This window comes from Paenibacillus litoralis, from assembly GCF_046244365.1.
Lineage (GTDB): Bacteria > Bacillota > Bacilli > Paenibacillales > NBRC-103111 > Paenibacillus_V.
The window spans coordinates 4573484-4586192 of sequence record NZ_CP176395.1 but is presented as its reverse complement, the minus strand read 5'-3'; the positions used below and the strand labels follow the sequence as shown (position 1 = coordinate 4586192).

The 12709-nt window shown below is 49.2% G+C and carries 9 protein-coding genes; 7 read left to right on the top strand and 2 right to left on the bottom strand.

Going from position 1 to position 12709, the window contains the following annotated elements:
• Position 1 precedes the first annotated feature (1 nt).
• Positions 2 to 1150 carry an ABC transporter permease gene (locus tag ACKGJP_RS19100; protein WP_409340412.1) on the top strand — a complete coding sequence of 383 codons (1149 nt, stop codon included), beginning with the start codon at positions 2 to 4 and terminating at the stop codon, positions 1148 to 1150.
• A gap of 342 nt (positions 1151 to 1492) precedes the next feature.
• Here the strand turns inward: ACKGJP_RS19100 and ACKGJP_RS19095 are convergent, their stop codons facing one another.
• Entirely contained in the window at positions 1493 to 1816 is a 324-nt protein-coding gene (locus tag ACKGJP_RS19095) for a hypothetical protein (protein ID WP_409340411.1), read from the bottom strand.
• Between the two features lie 129 nt (positions 1817 to 1945).
• Here ACKGJP_RS19095 and ACKGJP_RS19090 point away from each other — a divergent pair, with 129 nt between their 5' ends.
• The 4 genes from ACKGJP_RS19090 (at position 1946) to ACKGJP_RS19075 (ending at position 5992) form a co-directional block, all read left to right on the top strand.
• Positions 1946 to 2284 carry an AraC family ligand binding domain-containing protein gene (locus ACKGJP_RS19090; protein ID WP_409340410.1) on the top strand — a complete coding sequence of 113 codons (339 nt, stop codon included), beginning with the start codon at positions 1946 to 1948 and terminating at the stop codon, positions 2282 to 2284.
• A gap of 40 nt (positions 2285 to 2324) precedes the next feature.
• Positions 2325 to 2873, top strand: a complete 549-nt coding sequence (locus tag ACKGJP_RS19085) for a DUF3221 domain-containing protein (protein ID WP_409340409.1) — start codon at positions 2325 to 2327, stop codon at positions 2871 to 2873.
• 205 nt (positions 2874 to 3078) lie between these two features.
• On the top strand, positions 3079 to 3711 hold the full coding sequence (locus ACKGJP_RS19080) for a class I SAM-dependent methyltransferase (RefSeq protein WP_409340408.1): 633 nt from the start codon (positions 3079 to 3081) through the stop codon (positions 3709 to 3711).
• A gap of 640 nt (positions 3712 to 4351) precedes the next feature.
• Entirely contained in the window at positions 4352 to 5992 is a 1641-nt protein-coding gene (locus ACKGJP_RS19075) for a P-loop domain-containing protein (RefSeq protein WP_409340407.1), read from the top strand.
• Between the two features lie 260 nt (positions 5993 to 6252).
• Here ACKGJP_RS19075 and ACKGJP_RS19070 read toward each other — a convergent pair whose 3' ends face one another.
• A complete protein-coding gene (locus ACKGJP_RS19070) occupies positions 6253 to 8220 on the bottom strand; it encodes an S-layer homology domain-containing protein (protein WP_409340406.1) in 1968 nt (655 codons plus the stop codon).
• 676 nt (positions 8221 to 8896) lie between these two features.
• On the opposite strand from ACKGJP_RS19070, the gene ACKGJP_RS19065 reads away from it, so the two are divergent.
• Positions 8897 to 11323 carry a glycosyl hydrolase family 28-related protein gene (locus ACKGJP_RS19065; RefSeq protein WP_409340405.1) on the top strand — a complete coding sequence of 809 codons (2427 nt, stop codon included), beginning with the start codon at positions 8897 to 8899 and terminating at the stop codon, positions 11321 to 11323.
• Between the two features lie 446 nt (positions 11324 to 11769).
• Positions 11770 to 12699, top strand: coding sequence for an alpha/beta hydrolase (locus ACKGJP_RS19060; RefSeq protein WP_409340404.1), 930 nt, complete (start codon positions 11770 to 11772; stop codon positions 12697 to 12699).
• The last annotated feature ends 10 nt before the right edge of the window (positions 12700 to 12709 follow it).

Here is a 12709-nt window from a genome sequence, read left to right as displayed (position 1 = left end):
CATGAAGGATACGGTATGGCTGATCCGAAAAACATGTATATCAACTTTCAAAAACTATAAAAATTGGTTATTATATTTCGCTTTACCCGTATTGGCTATTGTCCTTGCCGTTCTGACCCGCGGCCAATCCGGAGACATGCAAGTAAAGATCGGGTATTTGAATAAGGACAGCGGGCAGATCATGACACAGGATATGATTGCGTTCATCGAACGGCTGGATTCCGTGCTGCTTAGCGAGATAAAGGAATCGGAAGTAAAGGACAAGGTGACATCGGGCGATTTGGATGCAGCACTTATTTTTCCAGCCGGCTTCGCCCAAAGCTTAAAGAGCGGTACACCCGAATCCGTACAAATCGTGTCGATTAAAGGAGCGGAGATTACCGGATATGTGAAGTCGAGCCTTAATCAGTATATCGACAATATGGCTTCCATCGCCGATATGGCTGGAGGAGACGGGGCTGCATTTGATGCCATGTACGCCGATTTTCAAAATTCCGGTTTCCATGTAACCGCCGAAACCATAGAGGATCGGTCGGTCAATTATAGAAAGTCGAATCAATCGATGGGGTATTTGATCGTGCTCATGCTGTTCGCGGCCGCAAGTCTGTCAGGGATCCTTATCAAAGAAAGAGAAAACAGAACGTATCATCGCATCATCACTTCGCCTGTCAAGGCAAGAACCTATGTGATTTCCAATATTCTTGTCAATCTAGCCGTCATGGTTGCGCAAATCGCGATAACGCTAGTGGTCATGATTGAGATCTTCCATGTGGATCCGGGTTTACCGTATTGGAAAATGTTTTTGATCTTGGGGTTATTCGCTCTCGTGGCGATCAGCCTGTCTCTGGTGATTATGGCGTTCTCCAAAAGCTCGATGGCGGCTAGCGCGGTTCAGAATATACTGTTTCTGCCGACCTGTCTCCTTGCCGGGTGTATGTTTCCGATCGAGATTATGCCGGCAATGATGCAGAAAGTCGCCTTTTTCCTTCCCCAATACTGGGTGCTCGACTCATTCGGCAAGCTGCAGGAGGGGAATTCCTTAGAGGGCGTGTTCGTTAACCTGCTGATCCTTATCGCTTTCGCCATTACTCTATCCTTGATAACGATTTATAAATTTAGCAGAAATAATGATACGCGAAGCTATATATGACTAACCCTATAAGTCGGAAGCCTCCGGTAAGTTAACCCCGCTCCATTGAGCAGCCGGGCTCGATCAGCCATGTACTCGTTCCAATGAAAAAGGAGGTCTTTAATTGACCTCTCTTTTTTTGGTGCATTTATTTTTCGTGCATTTTTGAATCAAAGGAAAGTTTTACTACACGCAATAGGGAGTAGCCCTTAAAAATTTTAAAAGTATCATTGTCAGAGGACAAGAACATATATCCATAATAACCCGCGCCGAGCGCAGGGATGAGCGCGACTCGATGAGGGCTTCAACGTTCATAAAGTCCTCGGCACGCGGAAAGCTCCCCGAAAGGAGCCTTACGTCGTTCTATATAAGCGCGATCGCCAGCAAAGAGAACAGCGCTAGCGGTAGAATCGCTCCTCCAAACCCAAACCCGTTGCCATAACCGTTGCCATAACCGTAGCCATTGTCGTAACCATAGCCGTACCCAAAACCCGATGTTCTGGCTTTCTTGCGTTTGGTCGATAACGTTTCTGCCCGATAGCCGGGTGCCTCAGACGTATCGAGATATACGTTTTGTTCGTCAACGCCTACTATTACGCCTTCATGTCGTCTTCCGTCTACCGTGATCACGGAGACTCTTCGGTTCATGTAGCGGTTACAAGTGTGGTATCTTTCATAGATGTCCATATCATCCCTCCCCAATATGCAATATTGTATTGGGACTGCGGACAATTAGTGACGGCGGCAGTCATTTTGCGGATAATACGGTTAACTATTGAGGCATTCATCAATTATCATTCCGCAGGAGGGAAGTACATGGAGACTTGGATGAACAGCCTGACGCCTTTCGTCAGAGTGGTCAAAATTCATAAATCTTTCTCTCTGGCGGGTGAATGGATGGATTATGACCATGTGTTTACCTATATCGAGCAAGGAGAAGCTGAGTTTTTTTTGGACGGGGTCAAATATCAGGTGAAGGAAGGCGACATTCTCCTAATGCCTCCCTTCATGGGGCATATTATACGCTCTATTTCAGAGGTGCCATTGATCCAATATATCGTACATTTTGATTTGTATTATGACGAAAAACTAACTGGCAGAATTGCTCAACAAACTATGCAGGATAGCGGAATAACTTCGCAACCTCTAAAATGATTACAACGTCTATTATGTAAGACTCAAAGGAGGTTATCCATTGAAAAAACTTTGTTTATTATTCATTTTAATAGCATCACTTTTTCTTAATGCTTGTTCCAACAAAGTAGAATCTAAGCAATCTCCATTAGCGGAATCTAATAAATCCAGTTCAGCGGAACTTGTGGGTTATATTACCAAGCTTGAAAATCAAAGAGCCTTGGTGGTTAGTCCGATAAGCAGAGAAATAAATCAAACGAGAAAAGAGTTCTACGATGCAATATGGGTTTCAAATATACCCAAAGATGTAGAGGTTGGGCAATACGTTAATGTATGGTTTGAAGGTGCCATTGCAACCTCATACCCTGCTCAAGGAAAAGCATCGAAGGTCACCATAACCAAAATACAAAAACCTGAAAAAGCAATCATGTCTCAAGACGAAGTAATACGCAAAGCCCTCTTAAACAAGGATATTTCAAGTATCAACATCTTTGTTATCAATGAAGTAGTTTATAATGAAAAATCAGCGGTTTGGACTATTCGATACAAAAGTGCAATTATTACGGATAGTTCAATTGAGGAACATAGTATGCAAGTTCCAGATAAATAACATTAAGCTAACGGAAACGATAGTTCAATAATCGCTTAAGGCGGGGCTGCCGGCAAGGAGCGGCAGCCTCGCTGCGCATCGACGGTCTTTCGATCGTAACCGTCAAGCCGATGCGCGGCAAAGCGTCCCAGACAGTAAAGGAATTGACTTCGATGTTTGAAAATAAGGCTTGCGCTGCTGATGCGCAGAAAGTGAGGAACTGCCTATGACGATGCGTTCAGAAGCGGAGCATTGGAACGAGGTGTTTGCCGGTCTGAAGCTCGGCAAGCCACAAGCGGATTTTTGGCTGGAAAAATACGAACCGAGGCTGGCATCGCCCCAAAATGGACCGGTCATTGATCTTGGCTGCGGATATGGCTGCGACTCTATGTTTTTAACGGAACGAGGTTATCGGGTCATCGCCTGCGACTTCTCCTCGGAAGCGTTGGCGATTATACGCGAATACGTGCCTGGCGCGGAAACGAAGCTGTTCGATATGACGGGCGGATTGCCGTTTCCGGATGGCAGCGTGAGGGCGGTTGTCGCGGATTTGTCGCTGCATTATTTTCGCTGGGACGATACTGTTTCTATCGTTAGCGAAATCGCTAGAGTTGTCGGCACCGGCGGATTGCTGTTAGCCCGCTTGAATTCCACGCGCGATGTTCATTACGGCGCCGGTCAGGGCATCCAAGTGGAACCCCGTTATTACGAGCATGAGGGGCGGCGGAAACGTTTTTTTGACGAAGCAGATTTGCAGCGGTTGTTTGCCGGATGGGCGATCGACGTACTGACGGAGACGAACATGCAGCGCTACGGGAAGCCGAAAATTTGCTGGGAGCTGGCGGCTTGTGTCCGCTGATGGCAGCTTCGGGAAGAGGATATCGTGTCCTGTGTTTTCATTCTATGGGGGCATCTTTTACCTATTTCAGGGTTTGAGTTAATTATTATTAATCTTTCCCTATATTGTGGATGATCTTAATGTTATGATTGTGTTGCAGTAAAAATAAAGCGTAACGAGGTGAGGACAATGAAAACAAAAAAATATACGTCTTATCCTCATGATGCTTTTTAGTTTTTTTTACGAATACATCAGGCTCTGAGGGTAGGATTCACTCTCAGGGCTTTTATATTTAGGCAGAAGGTACGTTTAACCTTTCTTGCCGGTCTATGACAGCCACTCTCGGAGTGGCTGTTATTTTTTTAGGACAAAAGGTTGGTCAAGGCAACAATAGTGGTTTTATTTTGAAATTGGTTAGGATTTAATCGTTTGTTTTACAAATTGATCTGAACTCTATTAGGGGGAATATGTATTGAACTTGGTCGATCCGTTTCGTCGTTACCTTGTTCCAAAGGATAAGGGGCCCCCTTCTTGAGATATCGTTTCAACTTCGGCATCGTTTCCCGTTATTCGCCGCTTTCCAAATATGAAAGGATGATGCTTTATTAAAAGACTCGCTCAATATTTTCGCTCATTACAATCCGGACAGTCATCTTACAGTATGATTTATGAAGGTTCATACTATGATCAAGGGGGGACGATATCGGACCCAACCTATTGGAATAATGATGTTGCCTATTACATTGAACGGACACATAAACTCACACTGGATAAACCATGTATCACCATAAAAATACCTTTTGACCGTCTCGGCTTAGATGAAAATAGGGATCAAGTTGTTCTCTCCGATTTTGCATTAAGAGAATGGGTTGATCATATTGAGGCATTAAATGAATTGATTTATAACCGGTCACGTTCTGATAAAGAAAATGGTGCTTTTTATTGTTTTCGTCCAACCAATGTGGTGTTGCAACGTAATGCATCCTTTGTCGAAGTCATCTCGGAAAAATGGTATCTATGCTTAATGATTACAGTTCAACTTCCATTCAAGAATAATGATAAAGCTATGCGCATGCTCTGCAAAATGCTTCCAAAAGAAGTGGAGGGGTTAATTGCCAAGTTTGATCTCATCAAATTAAATGCTGCCTATGAATTGGTAAAAAAACAAAATAGGATTCGCGAATGGCTGAAATCCAGTGATTATTGTGCGTTTATTGCGAATGGCAGCATTTTGCCAAGAAATAAAGACAACAGCGGGCCACTGGAGGGTGCCTTGCCTTTTACATCCCCGGAAGATGTTGAAGTTGAAATTTGTGGTTTGCGAGGAATGGGAATAAAACATGGTGTGACGGTCATCACCGGCGGTGGTTATTCGGGTAAAAGCACATTGCTGGATGCACTTAATTCGGGGACTTATAATCACATCAAAGGCGACGGACGAGAATTTGTGATTACAGATCAAAGTGCAATGGAAATATCTGCAGAGGAAGGCCGTTCCATTAAAAATATCAATATTACGCCTTTCATAAAATGGATACCCAATAGTTCGGCTGAACAGTTTTCGACTGACTACGCCTCAGGTTCCACATCTCAAGCCGCAAATATTATGGAGGCAATCAACTTCGGGTGTAAGCTTCTTCTTATTGATGAAGACAGAAGTGCGACGAATTTTATGATTCAAGACATCAAAATGCGTTCATTAATCAAGCATGAACCCATTACACCTTTTACGGAACGTGTCAAGGAGCTTTATGAGGCTGTTGGCGTATCTTCCGTTCTTGTTATTGGAGGTAGCGGTGAATTTTTATCCGTTGCCGATCAAATCATCCTGATGGACAATTTTGTGCCAAAAAACGTAACCCAGGAAGCAAAAAAATTATGTGAACACGACAAACCGCGCGAACGTATCCCCCTTACAAAATGGGAGATAGAAAGAAAAATAACCACCGATCACTTTTCGAGCTATCCACAGGGCAGTGGTAGAGAAAAGCTGATGGTTTCAACCATGGGATACATGATGATAGGTGATGAACAAATTGATATCAGAGGGCTTTACAATATCACATCACACGCCCAGCTTGCAGCTATTGCCTTTTTAATTCGAAAAATCGCTATAAGTAATCAGGATCACCTCATCTTTCTTCATGAAAAGATCAAAAAAGCTCTCGAAGATATGGAGAGAGAAGGAGTGGATATTGTATTTTCTTCCTTTTTTCCTGGTTTCGAAAGATGGCTTGAATTACCAAGAATTAATGAAGTATTATCTGTCATAAACCGAATGAAACATTTGAATTTTATTTGAATGGCACCGGCAGACTAGGACTTTATTTTCTCGTCCAAGTCTGTCGCTGTTTCGATTTCTGGGGACAGCCTAATCTATTTAACTGACGATTTCCCTGTTCTCAAAGCACGTAATATCAAGCCTTCCAGTCTAACACTATTTTCATCAGACAGTTCGCGGGTCAAACGCTCTGTGCCGTAGGGCGGGCGCAGACCGCCGCCCGCGCCAGGCACAATGCCCTGGTAACAAACCGGGGACACTATGATCCCCGGCTTGTTGACTTATATGTCCAGCATGCGGACGATGGCGGCGGCAGATTCCGCGCGAGTGGTCGAGGTCTTCGGCCGAACCTTGTTATCGTTCATGCCGCCGAGAAGCGAATACCGATTAGCGACGTATGCCGATCCCCTGGCCCAGTCCGAAAGATCGGCGTCGTCGGCGTAACCGCTGGTCGGCGCCGGATCCGGAACCGTTTTTCCTGAGGCGCGCACGACCATCGCCAGCATTTCCTCGTGCGTGATGTTGTTCGACGGAAGAAAGGTTCCGTCGGAATTGCCCCTTACAATATTGAGCTGAGCGGCTTGAGCGACGGCGTTGGCCGCCCATGAAGGTATATCGTTTTTGTCCGTGAACGGCAGAGCAATGCCTTCCACATCCGGCTTCAAAGCCCGCATGAGCATCACCGCGAACTCCGCCCTTGTCACGCCCTTTTCCGGCTTGAACGTTTCGTCTTCGTATCCGAAGACAATTCCCAGTTCCACCGCTTTCGCAATCTCAGGTTTGGCCCAATGGCCGTCGATATCCTTCAACACGATGCGAGGGGGCGTGGAGGTGCTGACGTTCACCTCGCTAATCGCCATGTAGCCGCCTTCGTCTGTCGATGCGATCACCTTGGTTTTGCCCGCCGACACTGCCGTTACGATGCCCGCGCCATCCACCTTGGCGACATTCGGATCGTCGCTCTTCCAATTGACTTTGCGATTGACCGCTTCGGAGGGAGCGACGGTGGCGGTTAGCGCCGCGCTCTGTCCGGCTTGCAGCTCGATCGTCGACTTATCCAGCGTTACGCTGGCAACTGGCGGCGTTCCGAGTGCGAACAGCCCGAAGCCGCTGGCAAACAGGGTACCGTCGGAGGAGAAAACGATATTCCCGTGGCCGCCGCCGCTGTTATGAGGCACTTCGGCTTTCCACTTGGCATTGCCGTCGACCGCGGCAATCGCGTACAAATATTGACCGTCGCTGCTGTAGACGTACACGAGCTCTCCCGGACCGGCGACGATTCGCGTGATGGAATTGGTGAATTTGGTGATCCATTTCACGTCCATGGCTGTATTCAATCCGACCAGCTTGCCATTGACGAGTCCGACGTACAACTCGCCGGATTTGTCGATGACCGGGGTCGTCGAAATGTCCGCGGATGCCGTAAATTTATCTTTAACACTCCCGTCCGGCTTATAGGCCATGACGGTGTTTTTGTTGGCTACGGCGTACACGGTGCCGTCAGAACCGAGCGCGGTGCCGAAGAAGTTAGCGGAGCCACTGCCGCCGGTCATATCGCGCGACCATTTCAAGCTGCCGTCCGGCTTGATCGAGTAGATAGTCGAGTTTCCGGATACGGCGTAGACAGTGCCGTCGGAGGCGACGCTGAGCGAATGCGGGAGCACCGAAGGCACAGCGACCGACCGGATAACCGAACCGTCTTCGGGGTCGATAAATACGATTTTATTCGAGTCTGCGAGCACAATCGTTCCGTCCGGCAAAAAAGAAATCTTCCCCGTAATAGAACCTGAGTACGTCCATCCGGTCCGTCCGTCTTTGAATATTTGTTGCAGCCCGCCTCCCCCTCTTGCAGCGTATAAAGTGCCATCCGGTCCGATGGTCGTGTCGTAATAGCCGTTGTCGGAGAGGAGGCTCCACAACGGCTTGCCGTTTGGTGCGATGGCGGCCAGCCCGTCACCGTCTGAGTATTTGTTCCAGCTTCCGACGTATAAGGTGCCGTCTGTCGCCAGGCTCGGAGAATAATACGCTCCCTTTAGGTGGGAATACTCCCAACGGCGCTCGATCAACGTGGCGTTCGCCAAGGACCCCGAAGGGAAATCGTCATCGGGATCGATCAATATGATCGGTACAGACGGAAAAGACGGGAGAGTCGGCTTAATAATCGGTTCCGCTGCCGAGGCGGTGAATGGCGAGAAGGCAAGCAGCCCAAGTATAGATAATAAAGAAGCCCTACGTCGCAACTTGTTCATGGAATTCCTCCAATGTCGATATTCCGACGGGATTCGGATACTCAAATTATATTATTAGATGGTTTTCCAATGATAGTAAAATGTGAAATTTCTTTTGTCCCCCGAGAACGTGGCCATCCTGATCCGAGGCAAATGCTCTGTGCCGGGGCGCGGGGGGCACAGGCCGCCGCCCGGCGCCAGGCACCCTGAGATCGATCGAGAAGCAGCAGCAGCTGAAGGAAGAGCCTGACGAGAGCGTCGCATCTGGCTCCTGTCAGAAGAAAATAATATTTTAGACTGGAAATAAAGTATTAGACTAATGTATTAGACTGACGTAGTTGTCAGCTTGTAGAGCTATTGAACATAGTTGCTCAACTAAGAGGACACGAGAAGCCGGCTGTTGGAGGACAAATTGTTTTGCTCCTTTCATGAATCCAAATCATGCCGGCATCGATTGACTCTATTAATGATTAACGCAAAAAAAACGAACGGTAGTGTAAAACGCAGTGCAATAAAAACGTTCGGCCGTATAAATCAATTTCCGCGGCCCCGTGCTAAGGTGGTAGGGAATGATGTGCGCGGCGGCTGAACGAAGCGCTTACCGATCCGATTCCAGATCCAAACATTCCTGAATATGACTCCAACAGTCCCAGGGCCGCGGCAGGCTTGCGAAATTTTTTTTTGGGGAGGCATCAGTATGGAGGACAGTGTGAAGCGGGACCGAGGGGATTGGACTGAAGACGAATCCGGCGGGCAAACGCCGGAGAGGAACGAAGATGGCCGTGACACGGGGGGCTTCATAAGCCGCAGGAAACTCCTCGCCTCGATCGGAATGGCTGGAGCGGCATTCGCAGCGGGCAACCTGCTTCCAAACCGCATGGGAGAAACAGTTGCCCTTGCCGTCTATGGCGGCGGCTCCGCAGAGATGCTGGCCGGGGCAGGTAACTTGGAATGCGCGACGATTCCCGGACTACGGTCGATGGCATCGGCGCCCGCGGCCGGGACGATTTACTTTGTGACGGACAGTGGGCAGGAAGGCTTTTTTGCGTACGATGCCGCCGATACGACATCCCCCGACAATACCGGAACGATCGTCGTGTCCACGCCGGCAGGCACCGGCTACCGGTTCAAGCGGATCATCGAGACGGAATACCTGAGCGTCAAGTGGTTCGGGGCCAAAGGGGACGGCAGCACGGATGATACGCAGCGAATCCGGGATGCAATCAATGCCGTTTCCGCCATGGGCGGCGGTACGGTCTTTTTTCCGCGAGGAACGTATATCGTCGCACCCAGCCTAAGCAGCCGCATCGACCTGAAAAGCAACGTCAACCTGCTCGGCGAAGGCACGAATTCGGTCATTAAGGTAAAAAACAACGCCGGTGACTACTGGACGATATTCGGCACCATGAACCCGGCTTCGGCGAGAGTCGAAAATGTCCGCATCGCCCACCTTTGCATCGACCAGAACGTCGACAACAATACGTCGTGCGGCATCGATCCGGCCAAGGATGCTGCCGGAAACTATTACTGGCGGCAGTTTTGCATTGCCCTTTATGATTACGAGAATATCGTCATCGACCATGTCCGCTTCGACCCGACCTGCGGCGTCAACACGATCACGCTGAACAAACCGACCTGCCAAAAGGCGACGATCACCGACTGCGAGTTCCGTTTTGTGCACGCCAAAGGGACGTCGACGGCGAACTACGACAACTCGGCCGTTTATTTGAACGGCACGAACCATACGGTCATGAACTGCAAGTTTTATGCGGCCATTGACGCGAAGGCGCTCGGTGCGATCGAAACGCACACCGGACAAAGTGTCATTACCGGCAACGTGACCGACGGCTATTGTACCGGCGTCAACCTGCAGGCGAGCGAGCAGACCACCGCGCTGGATCACTGCGACATGACGATTGCCGGCAACACGTTCAGCAACGCGAACAACGGCATCCAATTGTGGCCTCGGCTCGGTTACCCGCTCAAGAACGTGACCATTTCCGGGAATACGATAAGCCTTAATAATACCGCTCATTTGCGGATAACGACGACAGGCATCGGAACGGCTGGAGGCGCGGAAGATGTTGGCGCTTTCGAGAACATTACGATTAGCGGGAATACGATCTTGTTCAAGGAAGAGCTGACGTACCGTTCGAGCTTGGACGGGGCTTTTACATGCGGAATCGGATTTACGCGCGGCGCTGATACGTCGGTGAATCCGTTAGGGATCGAATACCGGAACATCCTCATCAGCAACAATCTTATCCGAAATGCCCCAACGTTCGGCATCCACATCGGATGTCCGAACCCCGCTCCCAAGACGAGCACCTTCAGCAACCTGGAGATTACCGGCAACGTCATCGTCAATGCCGGCCATTTTCCGTCCCCCGCTGTCACTGAACAATACAATACCGGCATCTATTTGCGCAAAACGGCCATGAATGCCAAAATCTCGAACAACTGCATCATCGATACGTACGATTCGTGCAAAATGCTCTATTCGATCCGCATAAACGACAACGATGGCACCTATACGAACGTAGAAGCGAGCGGAAATTTCATTCAGGCGAAGCAAGGGGGGCCTTGGCTCGATCTAGGTGGCTCCGTAACCGTTTCCGATACGAACAAACGAATCAAATTCGCGAGCGAGCATCCGCCGGCTTCGGGAACGTTCGATCCGGGAGACATCGTGCTTTCGATCAAAACATCCATTATGGACGGCCAAACGCCAAGCGGCTACAAATGCGCGTCAGGCGGCACGATCGGGTCGCTCAGCGGGGTAACGGCCACAGGGAGCAGCGGCTCGAACAAAATAACCGTAAGCAGCTCTTCGCAATTAAAGGTGGGGCAATGGATCGATATCGTGCAATCGGACAGTACGACGGTATCGCGCAAAATCTTGCGAATCGGCGGGAACGAGCTCCGGCTTGACCGAAGCTTGACGGCTGCCGCTTCAAGCGGGAACGTTTCCTTTACCGTACCCGTGCTCAAAACGTTTGGCGCAGTCGGAAAGCTTCCGGGAATCGTCAAAACGACGACGCTCACGACGGTGACGGCGCTCGAGGCGGAAGTGAATAAATTGAAGGATGCGCTGCGCGACTACGGGATTATCGCATCGAGCTGACCTTACTTGAGTGGTTGCGGGCAGACAGATGTCGTAAACGCAATCGGAAGGTTGCGCTGCCCGCGACACATAGTAGGAGGAGAAGCGCGATGTCGGAAGCCAAGAACATACATTCATTAAGATCCGCGCGCTGCGCGGTTTTTTTCTATATGGACAAGAACATATATGCTTTCCCGCAAGTGAATAAACGTGTTCAAAGATTCGGCAATCACCTTGGGATGGTCTTTCACACGTTAGCTCATGCTTGTCCTTCGTACATATCCTTTTGTCCAAGCAGCGTCAATTAAAATAACCGTACTGCCTTTCATGAGCTCTTTATTTCCCCGTTCAAGCAACAAAGTAAGAATGATCCAAGGAACTGTTAATCGTTTCGTTGACAGAAAGGGCTTTCAAAATTATAATGTGTTACACACGGTGTGTAATGAATGAACTAGGTGTAACATAAAATGAATGAGAAAGGATTGCAAAACCGTATGACGACCTCGGAACAGCCGACAGCACGCCCATGGATAAAGTGGGTGGTCATGCCTATAATTGTGCTGCTTATGTATGTGCTTAAATTACGCGAGCGGTTATACCGCTATCGACCGGAGAAGCTGGAGCGGCTGTATCGCGAATCGGGGCCTTACCGAAGCGCCAGCGTTGTCATTCATGACGAACAGGGACGCCCGCTATATCGGATCGATTATCCGGAAGATCGGATGGAAGCCTGCCCGGTTGTCATATGGGGCAACGGCTCGGATGCTCAGCCGGAGAATTATGGAGATTTGCTGGCTCATCTGGCCACTTGGGGGTTTGCGATTGTCGGCAATTATTGCCGCAATACGGGAACCGGCAAGGAGATTGCGGACACCGTCGACTATGTGTTACGTGAGAATGAAAAGCCAACAAGTCTCTTCTATGGTAAGATCCGTACGGATCGGATTGGCGCGGTTGGTCAATCTCAAGGCGCGACCGGGGTTCTGAACGCCAACAAGTATTTGGAGAAGCCGCTTCAGACGGTTGTTACGATTGCTCTGCCGGCTCTGAAATGGTGCGATGCGAAGGATGTGTATGAAATCGAGAGCCAGTCTGCCGACTTGTTTTTCATGGCCGGTACGCACGATTTCATTATTTCTCCGACAGCTTCCAATTCGAAAGCCTATCATGCGGTTCGTCCGGGGCAAGCGGCAGCCATGGCTATGACGAAATGTGCAGACCATCTGGAAAGCATGGGGAACGGAGGCATGCATAGAGGCTATCTGACCGCGTGGCTGCGGTATCGGTTGGCAGAGGACGGGCAAGCCGCTGCCGCCTTTGCGGGTAAGAGCCCCGAGATGCATCGCAATCAAGGCTGGAAGCATATCCGCACCCAAAATCTTAAGGACGTTAATTAAAGACGGGAAG